This window comes from Aliamphritea hakodatensis, from assembly GCF_024347195.1.
Taxonomy (GTDB): Bacteria; Pseudomonadota; Gammaproteobacteria; order Pseudomonadales; family Balneatricaceae; genus Amphritea; species Amphritea hakodatensis.
In genome coordinates this window covers 1039698-1058330 of the sequence record NZ_AP025281.1, presented here as the reverse complement: position 1 = coordinate 1058330, position 18633 = coordinate 1039698, and the positions used below count along the sequence as shown (strand labels likewise).

Annotated in this window: 15 protein-coding genes; 9 read left to right on the top strand and 6 right to left on the bottom strand. The window is 53.9% G+C overall.

What is annotated here, in order from left to right; all coding sequences use genetic code 11:
* Positions 1–9: 9 nt before the first annotated feature.
* Together epmA and efp are read right to left on the bottom strand one after the other, a co-directional pair.
* The gene (gene epmA, locus PCI15_RS04780) at positions 10–987 is read right to left on the bottom strand and encodes an EF-P lysine aminoacylase EpmA (RefSeq protein ID WP_271273221.1); all 978 of its coding nucleotides are present in this window, start codon (positions 985–987) and stop codon (positions 10–12) included.
* 111 nt (positions 988–1098) lie between these two features.
* Positions 1099–1662: an elongation factor P gene (gene efp, locus PCI15_RS04775; protein WP_271273220.1), complete on the bottom strand. Its 564-nt coding sequence runs from the start codon at positions 1660–1662 to the stop codon at positions 1099–1101.
* A gap of 167 nt (positions 1663–1829) precedes the next feature.
* Here efp and epmB point away from each other — a divergent pair, with 167 nt between their 5' ends.
* A complete protein-coding gene (gene epmB / locus PCI15_RS04770) occupies positions 1830–2879 on the top strand; it encodes an EF-P beta-lysylation protein EpmB (protein WP_271273219.1) in 1050 nt (349 codons plus the stop codon).
* Between the two features lie 3 nt (positions 2880–2882).
* Here the strand turns inward: epmB and PCI15_RS04765 are convergent, their stop codons facing one another.
* A complete protein-coding gene (locus PCI15_RS04765; RefSeq protein ID WP_271273218.1) occupies positions 2883–6167 on the bottom strand; it encodes an EAL domain-containing protein in 3285 nt (1094 codons plus the stop codon).
* Between the two features lie 360 nt (positions 6168–6527).
* Positions 6528–6848, bottom strand: coding sequence for a DUF1820 family protein (locus PCI15_RS04760; protein ID WP_271273217.1), 321 nt, complete (start codon positions 6846–6848; stop codon positions 6528–6530).
* A gap of 243 nt (positions 6849–7091) precedes the next feature.
* Between PCI15_RS04760 and miaB the strand changes: the two genes are divergently transcribed.
* The 5 genes from miaB to lnt are packed head-to-tail and all read left to right on the top strand — an operon-like array spanning position 7092 to position 12306.
* Entirely contained in the window at positions 7092–8450 is a 1359-nt protein-coding gene (gene miaB, locus PCI15_RS04755; RefSeq protein ID WP_271273216.1) for a tRNA (N6-isopentenyl adenosine(37)-C2)-methylthiotransferase MiaB, read from the top strand.
* Between the two features lie 10 nt (positions 8451–8460).
* Positions 8461–9453 carry a PhoH family protein gene (locus tag PCI15_RS04750; RefSeq protein ID WP_271273215.1) on the top strand — a complete coding sequence of 331 codons (993 nt, stop codon included), beginning with the start codon at positions 8461–8463 and terminating at the stop codon, positions 9451–9453.
* A 3-nt stretch (positions 9454–9456) separates the two neighbouring features.
* Complete coding sequence (gene ybeY / locus PCI15_RS04745) at positions 9457–9918, top strand: rRNA maturation RNase YbeY (protein WP_271273214.1); 462 nt, start codon at positions 9457–9459, stop codon at positions 9916–9918.
* 7 nt (positions 9919–9925) lie between these two features.
* Positions 9926–10774, top strand: coding sequence for a CorC family transporter (locus PCI15_RS04740; RefSeq protein WP_271273213.1), 849 nt, complete (start codon positions 9926–9928; stop codon positions 10772–10774).
* A 32-nt stretch (positions 10775–10806) separates the two neighbouring features.
* Positions 10807–12306 carry an apolipoprotein N-acyltransferase gene (gene lnt / locus PCI15_RS04735; protein WP_271273212.1) on the top strand — a complete coding sequence of 500 codons (1500 nt, stop codon included), beginning with the start codon at positions 10807–10809 and terminating at the stop codon, positions 12304–12306.
* On the opposite strand, the gene PCI15_RS04730 is transcribed toward lnt, so the two are convergent.
* Positions 12303–12842 (bottom strand): zinc ribbon-containing protein, encoded by a 540-nt coding sequence (locus tag PCI15_RS04730; RefSeq protein ID WP_271273211.1) that lies wholly within the window; start codon positions 12840–12842, stop codon positions 12303–12305. The two genes, lnt and PCI15_RS04730, sit on opposite strands and share 4 nt — an antisense overlap.
* 207 nt (positions 12843–13049) lie before the next feature.
* Here PCI15_RS04730 and leuS point away from each other — a divergent pair, with 207 nt between their 5' ends.
* The 3 genes from leuS to holA are packed head-to-tail and all read left to right on the top strand — an operon-like array spanning position 13050 to position 17220.
* Positions 13050–15641, top strand: coding sequence for a leucine--tRNA ligase (leuS, locus tag PCI15_RS04725; protein ID WP_271273210.1), 2592 nt, complete (start codon positions 13050–13052; stop codon positions 15639–15641).
* 22 nt (positions 15642–15663) lie between these two features.
* Positions 15664–16188, top strand: coding sequence for an LPS-assembly lipoprotein LptE (locus PCI15_RS04720; RefSeq protein WP_271273209.1), 525 nt, complete (start codon positions 15664–15666; stop codon positions 16186–16188).
* A 6-nt stretch (positions 16189–16194) separates the two neighbouring features.
* A complete protein-coding gene (holA, locus tag PCI15_RS04715; RefSeq protein ID WP_271273208.1) occupies positions 16195–17220 on the top strand; it encodes a DNA polymerase III subunit delta in 1026 nt (341 codons plus the stop codon).
* A 4-nt stretch (positions 17221–17224) separates the two neighbouring features.
* Here the strand turns inward: holA and dsdA are convergent, their stop codons facing one another.
* Positions 17225–18541 carry a D-serine ammonia-lyase gene (dsdA, locus tag PCI15_RS04710; protein WP_271273207.1) on the bottom strand — a complete coding sequence of 439 codons (1317 nt, stop codon included), beginning with the start codon at positions 18539–18541 and terminating at the stop codon, positions 17225–17227.
* Positions 18542–18633 lie beyond the last annotated feature (92 nt).

The window sequence follows — 18633 nt, the reverse complement described above, 5'->3', positions numbered from 1 at the left end:
ACTCAGGGCTCAGGCCCGGGGCAGAGGGAAGGCAATGACATCGGCAATGTTATCGGTACCGATTGCCTGCATCACCAGCCGGTCGATGCCCACGGCGACACCGGCGCAGTCCGGCATGCCATGCTCCAACGCTGCAATCAGCAGATCGTCCACCGGACGCTCCGGCAGATTTTCTGCCCGGCGCTGGCGGTTGTCCGCCGCAAACCGGCGGGCTTGCTCTGTTGCATCGGTCAGTTCATGGTAACCGTTGGCCAGCTCAACACCGTGCACAAATAACTCAAAGCGTTCAGCTACCGCCCGCCCCTGAGCGTCTTCAGAGACCTTCGCCAGGGCTGCCTGACTGGCCGGATAATCATAAACAAACACCGCCCCTTCACCGGCCAGCCGTGGCTCAATCACATGGGACATCAGTAAATTCAGCCAGTTATCCCGGTTATCATCTTCATAATTACTGTCGATGTGTTCAGCAGCAATTGTCCGTAACTGATCCACACTGGCGCTGTGCGGGTCGATGCCCAGATGAGTCTCAAACACCTGTGCATAACTGTATTCTGTTGCTTGCGAAAGCCCCAGCAGCGGTAACAGTAACTCAGCCACTTCGGTCATCAGCCGGCGGTGATCATATTCTGGCCGGTACCATTCCAGCATGCTGAACTCAGGGTTATGCCGACGGCCCACTTCACCGTTACGGAATGCCTTACTGATCTGGTAGATCGCGCCACTGCCGCTGGCCAGCAACCGCTTCATGGCATATTCCGGTGAGCTCTGCAGGTATTTCATTTCCACATCACCGCCCACCAGCGGTTGATACCGGCATTCAACCGTATTGATATACGGATCACTTACCGCTGCGTTAGACATCACCGGAGTATCCACCTCCAGAACATCTTTACCGGCGAAAAACCCCCGGATAGCGGCAATGATTGCCGCCCGGCGGCGCAGATTTTCAATTGGAGCAGCGCTGCTCCAAAGTGATTGATCAGTCACGGGAAAATTCCTGAAAATTTACAATTACAGAGCGTATCCGACATGCCACGCCGGATGACAGACATAAAAAATGGCAGCCCGGGCTGCCATTTTCAGGATATCACCGGGCAATTATGCGCGGGACACGTACTCACCGGTACGGGTATCGATCTTCAGCACTTCACCGCGCTCGATGAACAGTGGTACACGGACAACAGCACCGGACTGCAGCGTAGCAGGCTTGGAACCGCCCTGGGCAGTATCACCTTTCAGGCCCGGATCAGTTTCTACCACTTCCAGTTCAACAAAGTTCGGCGGCGTAACAGAAATAGGGTTACCGTTGAACAGGGTTACCTGGCAGGCATCCTGTTCTTTCAGCCACAGGTGCGCATCACCGATTGCAGTTTTATCCGCAGCAACCTGCTCATAGCTTTTAGGGTCCATGAAGTGCCACATTTCACCGTCGTTGTACAGATACTCCATATCGGTATCCATTACGTCTGCACCTTCAACGCTTTCGCCAGACTTGAAGGTACGCTCCCAGGTACGGCCGGACATCAGGTTTTTCATTTTAACGCGGGTAAATGCCTGGCCTTTACCTGGCTTTACGAATTCAACATCAACCATTGAACAAGGGTCGCCGTCGATCATGACCTTCAGGCCATTTTTAAACTGGTTAGTAGAATAGTTTGCCATAATTGTCTCGATACCTAAGGGAATATGCTAAAACTGAGCGGCCGGGAAATCAGTCTGCACAGGGCTCAGACCCGCTGCAACTTTTCCGGCGTATACAAAATTGACAGCCATTCTACTTGAAAGGAGAATGCGAGCCAATTTTCCATGCGAATTAAAGTAGCCCCGACATGAAACCTCTTAAACTTGCTGATCTGAATCACCCTTCTGAATCAGCAAACAGCTGGCAACAACTGCTCAGCCAGGCCATCACCGACCCGGCTGAACTTGTCAGAGCACTGGATTTGCCCCCGGAAACAGCAGACGGGGCGCGACAGGGGCACAAAGATTTTCCTGTGAGAGTACCGGCTCCGTATCTGCGACGGATCAGACCCGGTGACCTGAATGACCCTCTGTTGCGGCAGGTACTGCCCGTCAGTGCAGAAGCCGATAATATCCCCGGCTATGTCACCGACCCGCTGGCGGAAGCAGACAGTAACCCCCGTGACGGCCTGATACATAAATACAAAGGCCGGGTGCTGATCATTCTGACCGGGGCCTGCGCGATCAACTGCCGTTACTGCTTCCGCAGACACTTCCCCTACGAAGACAACCGTCTGGGGCCGGATCAGTGGCAGCAGGTGGTGGATTACATCGCCGCCGACTGCAGTATCAGAGAAGTGATATTCTCCGGTGGCGACCCGCTGGCAACCAATGATAAACGCCTCGATAAACTGATCAGCTCACTGGAAGCCATTCCGCATCTGCAGCGTTTACGTATCCATTCCCGGCTGCCGGTGGTGATTCCCCAGCGGATAACGCCAGAGTTAAGCGACCGGCTGGCCGGCAGCCGTTTGCAAACCGTAATGGTATTACACATCAACCATGCCAACGAGATAGACGACGCCGTGACTGCGGCGGTCACGCAACTGAAACAGGCTGGCGTGACCGTGCTGAACCAGGCGGTGCTGTTGCGGGGGGTCAATGATTCGGTGGACACACTGGAAGCGCTCAGTGAAACCTTGTTCCGGGCGGGAATTCTGCCTTATTACCTGTTTACCTTTGACCCGGTCGCCGGTGCTGCGCACTTCGACATTGCCGACCGGGAAGCGCAACAGCTGGTCAGTGAGTTACAGAGCCGTTTACCCGGCTATCTGGTACCGAAGCTGGCCCGGGAAATACCCGGCAGAGCCTCTAAAACCCTGCTGCCGGTTGCCAGCACGCCAGCCCCGGCAGAATAACAACTACGAGATTTCCAGCGCCCGTAACTGCTGTTGTTCCAGCAGCAGTTCAACCAGGGGTTTAGGGCGGCCAAGGCCGTAACCCTGCCCGTAATCAATGCCGATTTCCCGTAGCAGTTCAAGAATCTCATCGTTTTCCACAAACTCTGCAACGGTTTGCATACCCATTACATGGCCGATTTCATTGATGGATTTCACCATCGCCAGATCAAGTTTGTTTTCAACGATTTCCCGGATGAAAATGCCGTCAATCTTGAGGGTATCCACCGGCAGGTTTTTCAGATAGGCGAAAGACGACAAACCGCTGCCAAAGTCATCCAGTGAGAAATGACAGCCAAATGCTTTCAGGGCGTTAATGAAATCCTTGGCGTCTGAAAGATTGGCGATCGCAGAGGTTTCTGTAATTTCAAATTTCAGGGTCGATGCCGGTATTGTGGATGCTTTCAGGCGCTGCAGAATGGCATCCTGAATGGTGCTGTCACCGAGGGATCCGCCAGACAGATTAATGGCACAGCGACCAATCGTGCGGGAGAAGACCATGGCATTCTGTTCCAGCCAGTCAAGAGTATGTTCCACCACCCAGCGGTCAACCCGGCTGCTCAGATGGTAACGCTCCACCGCCGGCAGAAAAGCTCCGGGAGGCACAAGATTGCCATCTTTATCCCGCAAACGCAGTAACACTTCGATATCCGGTTTCAGGCCCTGATCCTGCAGCGGCAGAATAATCTGCCCGAAGAGTACAAAACGGTCTTCATCCAGGGCGGCATTGATTTCCGATACCCACTGCATTTCCCCTTCCCGCTTCAGCAGCATGGCATCATCCTGCTGGTACAGATGCACCCGGTTCCGGCCGTTTTCCTTGGCGGTATAACAGGCTGAATCTGCCTGTTTCATCAGCTCAATCTTATTCACACTGTGCTGATCGATTTCAACCACACCGATACTGACACCCACGCTGAAAATCTGTTTTTCCCAGCTGAACTTGAAGGAGGCAATTTTTTCCCGCAGATCATTGGCAACCCGTTCCGCCTGCTGCAAATTGCAGTTACGCATCAGAATACCGAACTCGTCGCCCCCCAGACGGGCCAGCGTATCACCACTGCGAATTCTTTCCTGCAGCAAATGCGCTAACTGGCGCAGTAATTCGTCACCGGCAATGTGTCCGCAGGTATCGTTAACCACCTTGAACTGATCCAGATCGAGAAAGCAGAATACGTGTTCTTCACCGGTAACCTGGCTGTGTTCCAACGTCTGTTCAAGCAATTGTTCAAACGCCCGCCGGTTCACCAGATCCGTCAGCTGATCATGACTGGCCTGATAATTAAGCTGTTCAGAAATTTCCCGGGCTTCGGTGATGTCCTGATGGATTGATACATAGTGGGTAACCTGATCTTCTTCATCATAGATTGGCGCAATGTGTACATTGGCCCAGTAAGCCTGGCCATTCTTACGCAGGTTCAGTAGCTCACCCTGCCACTCCCGGGTGCTGCGCAACATTTCCCAGATGGTGTCATAGGATGTTTCCTGTCCCTGATCGTAATGCAGCATGTTAATTGGCTGACCAACCACCTCATCCTCTGAAAAACCGGTTACCTCCAATACTTTAGGGCTGGCGTATTCAACCGTGCCGTCAAGCCGTGAGATCACCACCATGTAGGGGCTGTACTCAACCGCTTTAGACAGTTTACGCAGCGCCAGCTCCGCGGAACGACGCTCCTCAATTTCATGTTGCAGGTTAGCGGTTTTTTCATTCACCAGCTCCCCGACCCGAACGGTCCGGCCGGTCAGGGTCAGCAACCAGCCGCAGATCAGAGACGCAAACAGCATGCCCGCCGACAAAATCAGCCAGCTGGAAGAGATTCCATCTTTGTACAGGGATTCACTGGCCGGTAAATATTCGAACTCCCACTGACGGCCACCCAGCAGGAATAAACGCCGGATGTGCCGGTCATCAGCCGGGTCCATCAGACGCTCTTCAAACCTGGGAGACCGGTACAGTTCCTTAGGCGTGTCATCGGTTACATCCGTAATCCGGATGTATATCTGCCGTGTCAGGGATGTATTCGGCCCGAGTAAATGGCTGGTAATAAAGTCATCCGCCCGGTATACCATCGCCACAAAGCCCAGATGATTATCCCAGACATGCTCCTTACCCTTCTGACTCATCGACAGATAGACCACCACACCGGCCTGCTGGCCGGATTCCTGAATCAGCCGGATCGGGGCTGTCGCACCGATGCTGTTATACAGAAAGGCGTAATCCTGCGCCTCTTTAGCCATCGGGTTGGAAGACACATCGTACCCATACGCCCGCTCGTTACCGGTTAACGGCTGGACATACTTAACGGGGTAATACACCGCTTTATCCGGGGCACGTTTAATCTTGTCACCGTCGAATACCTTGATATCACCGGGGCCATCATTGGCATTTTCAAAAGATGTCCGGTTGAAACTGGCCACCCGGGGAATCCACTCCAGCGCCTGAATACCTTTACTCTGATCCAGCAACCCCTGCCCGAAAATGGAAAACTCGTCTTTGGATACATAGCCGCCACTTTCCAGGAAAGACCGGGTCATATTCAGCAGCTGAAAACTTTCCTGAAACGCCCCGACCACTTGTAAATGCAGGGTTCCTGCCTGACGAACGAATAACTGGTTACGCTCATCTTTTTCCCGTTCGCCGGTCACCACAAACAACAGGCCGATGACCAGCAACAGACCCAGAATGGGCATCCCCACACTCACCCGGCGATTGAAGCGGCCTACCGGGCTGGACTTTATCAGCGACAGCAACAGCGGCGTTATAATCATGGCGCCGATGCTGTCACCCAGCCACCAGGTCAGCCACACGGCTCCCAGCTCAGCAACCGGCATGGTATTGAAAACGGCAAAACAGATAATCGCCGTGGTACAGGCCACCAGCGAACTGAGCGGCCCGACAATCAGCAGAAAACGCAGAATCGCCCGGTCATCAATCAGCGGATCATCTGGTCCCACATAACGGTTAATCAGACGGACCGCTATCACCGCCTGCAGCATTGCACCAACACTGATGATGCCGCCTAATATAACCTGAAGATGAAGTGCTGTTTCGGGGGCCCCTGTGAACCAGAAATACAACTGATGGGCCAGCATGCCGGCAAACAGGCTCGGCAGAGCACGTTTCCCCAGCAGCATAAGAATGACAATGGCAAAGCCGGCCGGTGGCCAGATGATGGAGGGTTCACCGGGAGGTGCCGTCAGCAGCACCGTTAACCGGGCTAACAGGAAATACATAGCCCCAGGCATCAGATATACCTGAAGGCAAGTCAGTAAATTGGGACGACTGTTATCTGGAGTATTCAATCCTTTCCCCGCCCGAAGCGCACATCTGCAACAGTTTATCCTTAGAGATAACTGCAATTCTCCGCAAACTGTCCATCTGCAAATATGCCTGAAATTAGTCGGTCAGCTGTGCCGGGCAGCGTTAATTTATAACCCGATTCAAACGTTCCACAACTGTTTAGCTCATCATAGACAACGGACAGAGCCAGCTCAATCCGGGACTACCCATCCCGACAGATTAATTCAAACATAGGTTATGGTCGATGTTTGAAGCACGTAAAACCTGCCCTAAGTCAGTGAAATTATTAAAGCTATATATTTGTTCTACTTGTGCTTTGGCGGCATTCCGGGGAAAGCCGCTACATTTGTTCCCCGGGCCGGCGTGATTTTAGCCACGCCATGATGTTTTACTTCATCGATACGGATAACAGACTGCATCGGAATATAGCTTCGCTCCACATCTTCAAACTGTTGCTTGAGCTTTTCTTCCGACGGGTCGACCACCATCTGGGTCTGACTGCCAAAGACAAACTCTTCCACTTCCAGAAATCCCCATAAATCGCTTTGGTAGAGATGCTTGGCATACACCTCGTAGACTTCATCCTGATTGAGAAACTTAATCCGGTAAATCGCGTCTTTTTCCATGATTTAACTCTGCCAGCCCTCTACCGGGCATTTACTGCTGGATGATCAGAATGTGATCGTAAAAATTTCAGGCAGCAAATATACGGGCAGCACACTAAAATTCAAGAGTAAGCGGCGGGATAATTCCTCAGATATAAATATGAGCACAGACAGGATCTTGCTGATTAATAACTAGGCACCCTTTCGACCTTAGCGTATAATTCCTGCCCCTTTGATCAATCCCAACGTTACAACAGGTGTGTAATGGCGAAGAAGCTATTCATTAAAACCCATGGCTGTCAGATGAACGAATACGATTCAGCGCGTATGGCCGACCTTCTGGGCGAAAGCCACGAGCTGGAACTGACCGACAACCAGGAAGAGGCAGACGTTTTGCTGCTTAACACCTGTTCTATCCGGGAAAAGGCGCAGGAAAAAGTATTCCACCAACTGGGACGCTGGCGCAAACTTAAGGCCGGTAACCCAGAGCTGAAAATCGGTGTTGGCGGCTGCGTCGCCAGCCAGGAAGGCGAAGCGATTCTCAAGCGTGCGCCTTATGTAGATATGATTTTCGGCCCGCAAACCCTGCACCGTCTGCCGGAAATGATTGATCTTACCCATGAAAACAAAAAAGGCATTGTGGATATCAGCTTCCCGGAAATCGAGAAGTTCGACCACCTGCCGGCCCCGAAAGTCGACGGTGCCGAAGCCTTTGTTTCCGTCATGGAAGGTTGCAGCAAGTATTGTACCTTCTGTGTTGTGCCTTACACCCGTGGCGAAGAAGTCAGCCGCCCGCTGGACGATGTACTGACCGAAGTGGTTGAACTGGCGGAACAGGGTGTCCGCGAAGTTAACCTGTTGGGCCAGAACGTTAACGCGTACCGGGGTAACACCCACGACGGCGACGTGGCTGATCTGGCTGAACTGATCCGCTGTGTTGCGGCGGTCGACGGCATTGACCGCATCCGCTTCACCACCTCGCATCCGGTTGAGTTCACTGAAAGTCTGATCGATGTTTACGCCGAAGTGCCGGAACTGGTCAGCCATCTGCATTTGCCGGTACAGAGCGGCTCAGACCGTATCCTGATGGCAATGAAACGTGGCCACACGGCGATTGAATACAAGTCCAAGCTGCGCCGGATAAAAGCCCTGCGCCCGAACATCTCGTTCTCTTCGGACTTTATCATTGGCTTCCCGGGTGAAACCGACGCTGACTTTGAAGCCACCATGAATCTGATTGCCCAGATCGGCTTTGACCACTCGTTCAGCTTTATCTACAGCCGCCGTCCGGGTACACCGGCATCGGACCTGCCGGATGACGTCAGCGATGACACCAAAAAGCAGCGTCTGAACATTCTGCAGGAACGGATTACTCAGCAGGCAATGCAGATCAGCCGCCGCATGGTGGGTACTGTAGAGCGCATTCTGGTCAACGATTATTCCAAGCGCGATCCGGGTATGCTGTCTGGCCGGACTGAGAACAACCGGGTGGTGAACTTCCGCTGCGATAATCCGGACCTGATCGGTCACTTTGCTGACGTAGAAATTGTCGAAGCCTATGCCAACTCCCTGCTGGGTCAGTTGGTCAGCTCCGAACTGAATAACTTTGCTAAAGATGCCTGAGGTATCCTCATTGAACACCGCTGACTCCCTAAGCTTCAGCCTTCACCCAAACGATCCGCATCACCTGGCCAACCTGTGTGGCCAGCTGGATGAACATCTGAAACTGATGGCCGAACGGCTGGGTATTGAAATCAGCAATCGCGGCAACATTTTCAAGCTGGCCGGTGACGCCAGCTCCATCAAAGCCGGCGAGCAGGTCATTACCCAGCTGTATCAGGAATCTCAGGACGGCGAAGAAATTACCGCCGAACAGGTGCACCTGCTGTTACAGCAATCCGGCGTGGAACAGATCAAAGCCCGCCCGGAACCGGCAGACATTTACCAGCCGGATATTTCCATCCGCACCCGTAAAGCGCTGATCCGCCCACGTGGGCCTAATCAGCAGGAATATCTGCGTTCCATTCTGCGCCACGACATTAACTTTGGTATCGGCCCGGCCGGTACCGGCAAAACGTACCTGGCGGTCGCCTGTGCCTGCGAAGCCCTGGAACGGGATGAAGTCAGCCGGATTCTGCTGGTCCGCCCGGCGGTTGAAGCCGGTGAAAAACTCGGTTTCCTGCCCGGTGACCTGAGCCAGAAAGTCGACCCGTACCTGCGTCCGCTGTATGACGCCCTGTACGAAATGCTCGGCATTGAACGGGTGACCAAGCTGATCGAGCGCAACGTCATTGAAGTTGCCCCGCTGGCCTATATGCGTGGCCGGACCCTGAACGGATCATTCGTGATTCTGGATGAAAGCCAGAACACCACCCGGGAGCAGATGAAGATGTTCCTGACCCGGATCGGTTTCGGCTCCACCGCAGTCATTACCGGCGATACTACCCAGATCGACCTGCCCAAAGGCGTCCGTTCCGGCCTGATCCACGCCCAGCAGGTACTGCGTGATGTGGAAGGCATCGGCTTCACCCGTTTTCTGGCCAAAGATGTGGTGCGTCACCCGCTGGTGCAGCACATTGTTGAAGCCTACGACGAATTCGACCTGCAACATAACTCCGGAAACTAACGCATGAGCTATTACGTTGACCGCCAGTGTCAGATCGAAGACATCAACCTGCCGGACGAAGCTGAACTGACCCGCTGGGCCAGCCTGGCAATCGCCGATTTTCGCGACACTGCTGAACTGTCCGTACGGATCGTTGATGAAGCAGAAAGCCAGCAGCTGAATAACGACTACCGCGGCAAGGACAAACCCACCAATGTGTTGTCCTTCCCTTTTGAAGTGCCGGAAGGCATCGAGCTGGATTTACTGGGGGATCTGGTGATCTGCGCGCCGGTCGTCAGCCGTGAAGCCGACGAGCAAAACAAGCCGCTGATGCACCACTGGGCGCATATGGTCATCCACGGATGCTTGCATCTGTTAGGATTCGACCATATAAATGACGCTGATGCTGAAGAAATGGAAGCATTAGAGGTTAAACTGCTGTCACAGTTAGATATCAGTAACCCATACGATAATCAGGACCCTTAAGGACAATATGAGCGAAGACCGAACGGAACATGGCACACAGAAAAACTGGCTGGGCAAAATCACCCAGGCCTTTTCTGATGAGCCGAAAACCCGCGAAGACCTGTTAGCAGACCTGAAAGACGCTGCCGACGATAATATTCTGGACCAGGAAGCCTACAGCATCATTGAAGGCGCCATGCAGGTTTCTGACCAGCAAGTCCGGGATGTTATGATCCCCCGCTCACAAATGGTGGTGGTCGAAGCCGACCAGACACCCAAAGAATTTTTACCCATCATCATTTCCAGCGCCCACTCCCGGTTCCCGGTCATCGGTGAAAACCCGGACGACCTGCTGGGTATCCTGCTGGCAAAAGACCTCCTGCCCCTGATTCTTGATGACGCTGGTCTGGAAAACTTCGATATCACCCAGCACCTGCGCAAACCGACCATCATTCCGGAAAGTAAGCGCCTGAACATCCTGCTGAAAGAATTCCGTGCCAACCGTAATCACATGGCCATGGTGGTTGATGAGTACGCCGGCGTTGCCGGACTGATCACCATCGAAGACGTGCTGGAACAGATCGTCGGAGAAATCGAAGACGAACACGACAGTGAAGATGATGAAAGCAACATCAAGCCATTTGATGAAAATGGCTATATAGTAAAAGCCCTCACCCCGATCGAAGACTTCAACGAATACTTCGATATTGGCCTGCCTGATGATGATTTTGATACTGTCGGAGGCCTGGTGACACAGAAGTTCGGACACCTGCCGCACAAGGATGAAGTGGTCAGTATCGATGAATTTACCTTTAAGGTACTCAGCGCTGAAAACCGTCGCATCCGCTTGCTACAGGTAACCCGGGCCAGTATTTAGCCCATTTTAATAACCTGACGGATACCTTAGCTATGCCACAAAAAACTGCGTACATCTGGCTTCGGATCATCCTGGCAGTTATCGCCGGCGGACTGGCACCGCTGGCACTCGCCCCTTTCGATTACTGGTATCTGGCACCGGTTTCCGCTGCTCTGTTATTTATTCTGCTACACGAAAGCAGCTTCCGCGGGGCGGCACTGATTGGCTGGTGCTACGGGTTGGGGCTCTATGGCGTCGGGGTTTCCTGGGTATTCGTCAGCATTCACGAACACGGTAACGCCCCCGTCTGGCTGGCCACCCTGCTGACCGCTGTTTTCGTCGCAGCCATGGCGCTGTTTGTCCTGGTGCAAACCTGGCTGTACCGGCGCTTTTTGTATAACGGCATCGGTTTTATTGCCATCTGGGTAGCGTTTGAATGGTTGCGCAGCTGGCTGTTTACCGGCTTCCCCTGGCTGTATATGGGCTATGCCCTCACCGACACGCCCCTGTCGGTCTACGCCCCCTTTGGCGGCGTCTGGCTCCTCAGCCTTTACACAGTTGCGCTGGGCATCGCTGTGGTCGGTCTCATCAGTTGTTACCGCCGCCCGCTGCCGGCACTGGCATTAATCGTAATGTTCAGCGCCCCCTGGCTGTTACTGGACAAGATCCCGCAAAACTGGACCACCCAGACCGGGGTAACCAAAGTCTATCTGGCCCAGGCCAGCATCCCTCAGCAGCTGAAATGGCAGCGCAGCCAGATGCCGGAGATCCTGCAACGCTATGTGGATCTGAGCCAGACCGACCAAGACATTGATATGGTGATCTGGCCGGAAACCGCCATCCCAACCTTCTACCCTGATGCGGTCAAAATTCTCGCACCGTATCTTGAACAGCTGGAAGACCAGGAGCGGACACTGATCAGCGGTATGCCTTCAGTATTCAATAATCCGTCCCGCACTAATAATCTGGGGTACTACAACAGCATTACCATCCTTGCCGGCGGCGAAGGCAGCTACCATAAGCAACGTCTGGTGCCTTTTGGGGAATACGTGCCCCTTGAAAACTGGCTGCGCGGCACCATTGATTTCTTCAACCTGCCAATGTCGCAGTTCAGCCTCGGACCGGATGAGCAGTCCTTACTGCAGGTAAATGATGCCGCCATGGCGCCGTTTATCTGCTATGAAATCGCCTACCCGGAACTGGTGCGCCGTTACGGAGTCCGCAGTAATGTGATGCTGACCGTCAGTAACGATGCCTGGTTTGGTGATTCCATCGCCCCCCAGCAGCACCTGCAGATAGCCCGGATGCGGGCGCTGGAAAATGGCCGCTGGCTGATCCGTTCAACCAACAACGGCCTGACCGCCATTATGCGGCCGGACGGCAAAATTGATGCAGAACTGCCCCAGTTTGAAACCGGCGCACTCTATGCCGAGGTGCCCCTGATGCAGGGTTCCACCCCTTACCAGCAATATGGCGATCAGCCATTACAGGTTATGATGGGCATTTTACTGCTGCTGAGCCTGCTGTTCAGCGGCCGCCGCAAATACCGCTAGCCTTCAGACGTACCTTCCCAGGGGCCTGACTGCCGGGAAAAACGCTCACCGCCGCATACCAGGCAAGGTGTCAGACTGCTGGGCCGGGTAAGGCGGTTATCTGTGCCGCAGGCCAGACAACGGAAGGTACCCGCGCCGGCAATTTCACCGGCCAGATACATTTCTTCCTGCAATGAACGCTGCTCCAGCTCTGTCAGACCGATCCGTGTGCGGTCCGCCAGATCCATCAGTTGGGCACCGATCTGATGTTCCAGAATATTCAGATCAAAATTCAGCCAGGCGGCAATCCCTTCGCCGGTTTCATGGGCATAAAAACCCAGTTTTTTCAGGTCCCGCTTGATATAGGCAGCTAGCAAGTCCATTTCATCCCGGGTCATTTCCTCTGCCGTGAGCTCAAGCTCCACCGCCTCTTCGATGCGTGCCTGAAGAAAATCCCATGACTGATATTCAGCAGCCTCGAGCTGGTCACGTAAACGTGCCATTACCCGGTCATACTGATCCGAAAAATCAGTTTTTCCCTTAGGTTTATCGCTCATACATCCTCCTCTTGCCCCCCGGTTTACAGGGTGTCAGCGGACAGTCAATATAAATCGCATATTTGTTTTCCCATCAACGGGATATCTGCCCACGCTCTCTATCTGTCAGTTGCCTTATATTGTATGCTATGCGCCAATGCAGAAACTTTCCAATTGAGATAAAAACCGGCTTCGCTAAAAAGTCGGTTTTCTTATTACTGAGCAAAGATGAACGAACAATATATCCCACAGCAGATCGAGCCCGAAGTTCAGCAATACTGGGTGAAAAACGACAGTTTCAAAGCCACCGAAGACACAAGCAAAGAAAAATTTTACTGCCTGTCTATGTTCCCTTACCCAAGCGGTCGCCTGCACATGGGTCACGTGCGCAACTACACCATCGGTGATGTAGTTTCCCGTTACCAGCGTATGCAGGGTAAAAACGTACTGCAGCCAATGGGCTGGGACGCTTTCGGTCTGCCGGCGGAAAATGCTGCTCTGAAAAACAACGTCGCGCCTGCTGGCTGGACGTATGAAAACATCGACTACATGCGTAACCAGCTGAACCAGATGGGTTTCGGTTACGACTGGAACCGCGAAGTTGCCACCTGCCATCCGGAATACTACCGCTGGGAACAGTGGTTCTTTACCCGTCTGATGGAAAAGGGTGTGGTATACAAAAAAGAAGCCGAAGTTAACTGGGACCCCATTGACCAGACAGTACTGGCAAACGAACAGGTTATCGACGGCCGCGGCTGGCGCTCAGGCGCACTGGTTGAGCGCAAGAAGATTCCTCAGTGGTTCCTGAAAATCACTGACTACGCTGATGAACTGCTGGATGATCTGGACCAGCTGGAAGAATGGCCTGAACAGGTACGCACCATGCAGCGTAACTGGATCGGCCGCTCTCAGGGTGTTGAGCTGAGCTTTGATGTTGACGGCTTTGGCCCGATGGAAGTGTTCACCACCCGTCCGGATACCCTGATGGGTGTAACCTATGTGGCAGTCGCTCCGGCACACCCGCTGGCACAGCAGGCCGCTGAGAACAACCCGGAACTGGCGGCATTCATCGACGAATGCAAAAACATGAAAGTGGCCGAAGCCGACATGGCGACCATGGAGAAGAAAGGCTTCGCACTTGGCATTGACGCGGTTCACCCACTGACAGGCAAGAAAGTCCCCGTCTGGACGGCCAACTTCGTCCTGATGGATTACGGCTCAGGTGCTGTTATGGCCGTACCTGCGCACGATCAGCGTGATTACGAATTCGCCACCAAATACGGTCTGAATATCCAGCAGGTTATTCGCCCGGCAGATGACAGCGCCGAATACGACCTGAGCAGCGAAGCCTATACCGAAAAAGGTATTCTGGTGAATTCCGGCGACTTCGATGATCTGGACTTTGACATGGCATTCAAAGCGATCTCATCTGAGCTGCAATCCAAAGGCAAGGGCAAGGTTACGATCAACTACCGTCTGCGCGACTGGGGTGTTTCCCGTCAGCGCTACTGGGGTACACCGATCCCAATCATCAACTGCAACAGCTGTGGTCCTGTACCGGTTCCGGAAGATCAGTTACCGGTTGTACTGCCAACTGACGTTGAGTTCGACGGTGTCGGCTCGCCGATCAAGAAGATGGACAGCTTCATTCAGACAACCTGCCCTAAATGTGGCGGCGATGCTGAACGTGAAACGGATACTTTCGATACCTTTATGGAATCGTCCTGGTACTACGCCCGTTACGCCTGCCGTAACGCCGACACCATGCTGAACCCGGAACAGGCCAACTACTGGCTGCCGGTTAACCAGTACATTGGCGGTATCGAACACGCCATTCTGCACCTGCTGTACTCACGTTTCTTCCACAAGCTGATGCGTGATGAAGGCCTGGTCAACTCCGACGAGCCGTTCGAGCGCCTGCTGTGTCAGGGCATGGTTCTGGCTGAGACCTACTTCCGTGAAGACGAAAAAGGTGCCAAAGACTGGATCTCCCCGCAGGATGTGACTGTCGAACGTGACGAGAAAGGCCGCATTACTCAGGCGATCCACACAGAAGACGGCCTGCCGGTTGAATCCGCAGGCATGGGTAAGATGTCCAAGTCCAAGAACAACGGTATCGATCCGCAAATGATGATCGATAAGTACGGTGCCGATACCGTCCGCCTGTTCATGATGTTTGCAGCACCGCCGGAACAGTCGCTGGAATGGTCTGATTCAGGTGTGGAAGGTGCACACCGCTTCATGCGCCGCCTGTGGAAACTGGTCTTCGACCACCTGCAAATGCCGGGTGAAGCGGTTGCCCTGGACCCTGAAGCACTGAATGATGCGCAGAAAGCCCTGCGTCTGAAAACCCATGAAACCATTAAGAAAGTCGGTGATGATATTGAGCGTCGTCAGACCTTCAATACCGCCATTGCCGCGGTTATGGAACTGTGCAACGCCATCAGCAAGTTTGTTGATGCCAGCGATCAGGGCCGTGCGGTCAGCCATGAAGCGCTGTCTGCAGCGGTTAAACTGCTGTCGCCGATCACGCCGCACATTACCCATGAGCTGTGGAACAAGCTGGGTTATGCCGAAAATCTGCTGGACTCTCCATGGCCTGAATTCGACGAATCGGCCATGGTTCGCAGCAGCATCCAGATGGTTGTTCAGGTGAACGGTAAGGTACGTGCCAAAATTCAGGTTCCGGCTGACGCGGATGAAAGCATTGTCCTGCACACGGCACTGGCAGATGACTCTGTTCAGAAGCACATGGCAGATAAGACAATCCGTAAGCAGATCGTTGTACCTAACAAACTGGTCAACATTGTCGTTGGTTAAACCGGCCCAAAAGGAATTAAGCATGACCCACCAGAGCCCACGGACATTTTCGCTGCACAGGTTTTTTGCGATCACCGTTATGGCACTCTTTCTGAGTGCCTGTGGTTTTCAGCTGAAGGGCATCATCAGCCTTGATGAAAGCCTTAAGCTGGCGGTTATCAATAAAACCGGCAGGGAAAACTATTCGGTGTTTCGTCCGCTGGAACGTAACCTGAAGGCGAACGACGTGAAACTGGTGGGCAATATTGAAGCCAACTACCGGATTAACCTGCTGGAAGAACGTCAGGAACGCAGAACTTCAACCATCAGCTCCAGCAACAGTGTTGATGAGTATGAACTGCGCACCACCATCACCTTCGAAATTCTCGACCGGAATAACGAAATCGTGGTGGCGCCGCAAACCCTGCGCCTTGACCGTACTTACGATTACGATGCGAACGCGCAAACCGCCAGTGACGCAGAAGAATCCCAGCTGCGCACTGAAATGTCTGAACGTCTGGCTGACCAGATCGTTCGGATTTACAGCGCCATCAAACCAGCGCAGTAATTCGCCATGAAGGCCAAGCCGGAACAACTTGCCAGCCAGCTTAAGGGCGCACCGCTACCGGTTTATCTGGTGACCGGTGACGAACCACTGCTGATTGAAGAAAGTTGTGACCTCCTGCGTCAGTATCTGGTTGATCAGGGTTTCTCGGAACGGGAAACCCTGCACGCCGAAGCTAATTTCAAATGGACCTACCTGCTGGAATGCGCCAACGCCCTGTCACTTTTCGCTGAAAAGAAAATTATCGAACTGCGCTTAGGGGGCAGCAAGCCCAATAAGCAAGCCAGTGAAATTCTCCGTGAATATCTCGCCAACCCGGCACCGGACAACGTCCTGCTGATCATCGCTGATAAGCTCGACGGTGCGGCGCAGAAAAGCGCCTGGTTTAAAGCCATCGACAAAACCGGCATGATCGTTCAGATCTGGCCGGTAGAAGCGCAGCAGTTACCCGGCTGGCTGAATAACCGGGCAAAGCAGATTGGCCTGACCCTCGACCGGGATGCCGTCCAGCTGCTGTGCGAGCGGGTGGAAGGCAACTTGCTGGCAGCTAAGCAGGAACTGGATAAGCTTAACCTGCTCTACCCCGGACAAACACTGGACGCCGATCAGGTGATCGACAGCGTGTCCGACAGCTCCCGCTACGATATCTATGGTCTGGTAGACGCCGCCCTGCTGCAACAGACCGCCCGCTGTAACAAGATCATTCAGGTACTGCGTCAGGAAGGCACCGAAGCGCCGGTCGCCCTGTGGGCCATCAGCCGTGAAGTGCGCACCCTGCTGACCGTTCAGCAGGGCCTGGCTCAGGGCCAGCAATACGAGGCTATCTGCCAGAAAGAACGTATCTGGGGTAAGCGCAAAGGCCAGCTGCAGGCTGCTGCCCGCCGCATTGCTCCGCAGGCACTGCAGCAGATGCTCAGCCAGTGCATGACGGTTGACCAGCAAATCAAGGGCGCACCGGGTGATGCCTGGTTAACCCTTAACAGCATTGTGCTGCGCCTCAGCGGCATCGAGCTGGGGCTGGCTGAGATCCACTGATCTGCTATACGCCGGCAATCACCCGGGCTTTATCCAGATAACGCCCGTACTCTTGCTCAGGTACAAAACTCCCCCCGGTCAGCCAGGCGATATGGGTGGCATTTTTCATCAGCCCTTCCAACTTATGCGCCTGCAGATACGCCCTGCCAGCCTCCCCTGTCAGCACTTCCGGTCCCAGGCAACCAATCGCGGCAGACGGCTCTACCTCGGTATCCGCGAACTGCTTTAGCCGGTAAAGCTGCCGGTATAAAGACGCGTCCGGTGCCGTATACACTCCGGAAATCAGATTACGGGTCGCGTCACACACCCACTGGGAAGCGGTCCCTACCGCCAGTCCGTCGGCCTCGGTATCAATGCTCAGCCCAAATTCGCTCACGCTGACAGGCGCATCACCTGCATTTCCAGCCATACCCAGTAACATGCAGGGCGCCTGTACCGGCTCAGCAAAAAAACAGTGCACATAGCGGCCAAACAGCATCTTCAGGCCAAAAGCTATACCACCCGGCGCACCGCCAACTCCCGCTGGCAAATATACAAACAGAGGGTGCTCAGCATCCACCCTGACCCCGGCGGCCTGTAACTGGGATTCCAGCCGCAGCGCGGCGACGGCATAACCCATAAACAGATGAGGCGAACGTTCATCATCAACAAAGTATCCGTAAGGGTCGGCTTCAGCAGCGGCACGGCCGGCGGCCACTGCGGCACCGTAATCCGCCTGATGCTCAATCACTTTCACGCCCCGGTCAGTCAGGCGCTGCTTCTTCCAGTCTTTGGCATCCGCAGACATATGCACTTCGGCTTTGAAACCCAGCGCCGCACTCATGATGCCAATGCTCAGCCCCAGATTGCCGGTACTGCCCACTGAAACCCTGTAGCGGGAAAAGACCTCCTTAGCAGCGGCATTGTTCAGGGCCCTGTAATCCCCTTCAGCATCCAGCAACCCTTCCTGCCGGGCCAGCGCTTCCGCGAAGCACAGTACTTCATGAATGCCGCCCCGGGCTTTAATCGAACCGGCCACCGGCAACTGATGATCCGCTTTCAGGAATAACCGGCCTTCGCAGCCCTTTGTAAATTCAGTGCCAAACGGCTGTGTATCCGTCAGGCCTGACTCGATCAGACCGCCACTGGCCTGTAACTCAGGAAACAGGATTGCCAGCAAGGGGGCAAAGCGCTGTAGCCTAGCTTCTGCCTCATAAAGTGCATCAACCTCAGGCGCTGCCAGAATCGCCCGATCCTGCAGATACTGCGGGTTTAACCATAACTGTGGTGTAGCTGCACGTAAGTGATCCTGCTGTTCAGCGGTCAGATTCAGTGATGACACAATCTCTCTCCCGTATTCCCATTCAGGTGAATGGCTTTAGTAATACTCATCAACAGGCTGTATCCTGAATACAAAGCGCGCTATAAACAAAC

Coding starts and splice junctions, on each gene's coding strand:
- efp (WP_271273220.1), bottom strand. CDS start 1,662: ATGGCAAACTATTCTACTAACCAGTTTAAAAATGGCCTGAAGGTCATG.
- PCI15_RS04765 (WP_271273218.1), bottom strand. CDS start 6,167: ATGCCTGGGGCTATGTATTTCCTGTTAGCCCGGTTAACGGTGCTGCTG.
- miaB (WP_271273216.1), top strand. CDS start 7,092: ATGGCGAAGAAGCTATTCATTAAAACCCATGGCTGTCAGATGAACGAA.
- ybeY (WP_271273214.1), top strand. CDS start 9,457: ATGAGCTATTACGTTGACCGCCAGTGTCAGATCGAAGACATCAACCTG.
- leuS (WP_271273210.1), top strand. CDS start 13,050: ATGAACGAACAATATATCCCACAGCAGATCGAGCCCGAAGTTCAGCAA.
- holA (WP_271273208.1), top strand. CDS start 16,195: ATGAAGGCCAAGCCGGAACAACTTGCCAGCCAGCTTAAGGGCGCACCG.
- PCI15_RS04760 (WP_271273217.1), bottom strand. CDS start 6,848: ATGGAAAAAGACGCGATTTACCGGATTAAGTTTCTCAATCAGGATGAA.
- PCI15_RS04720 (WP_271273209.1), top strand. CDS start 15,664: ATGACCCACCAGAGCCCACGGACATTTTCGCTGCACAGGTTTTTTGCG.
- lnt (WP_271273212.1), top strand. CDS start 10,807: ATGCCACAAAAAACTGCGTACATCTGGCTTCGGATCATCCTGGCAGTT.
- epmB (WP_271273219.1), top strand. CDS start 1,830: ATGAAACCTCTTAAACTTGCTGATCTGAATCACCCTTCTGAATCAGCA.
- PCI15_RS04740 (WP_271273213.1), top strand. CDS start 9,926: ATGAGCGAAGACCGAACGGAACATGGCACACAGAAAAACTGGCTGGGC.
- PCI15_RS04730 (WP_271273211.1), bottom strand. CDS start 12,842: ATGAGCGATAAACCTAAGGGAAAAACTGATTTTTCGGATCAGTATGAC.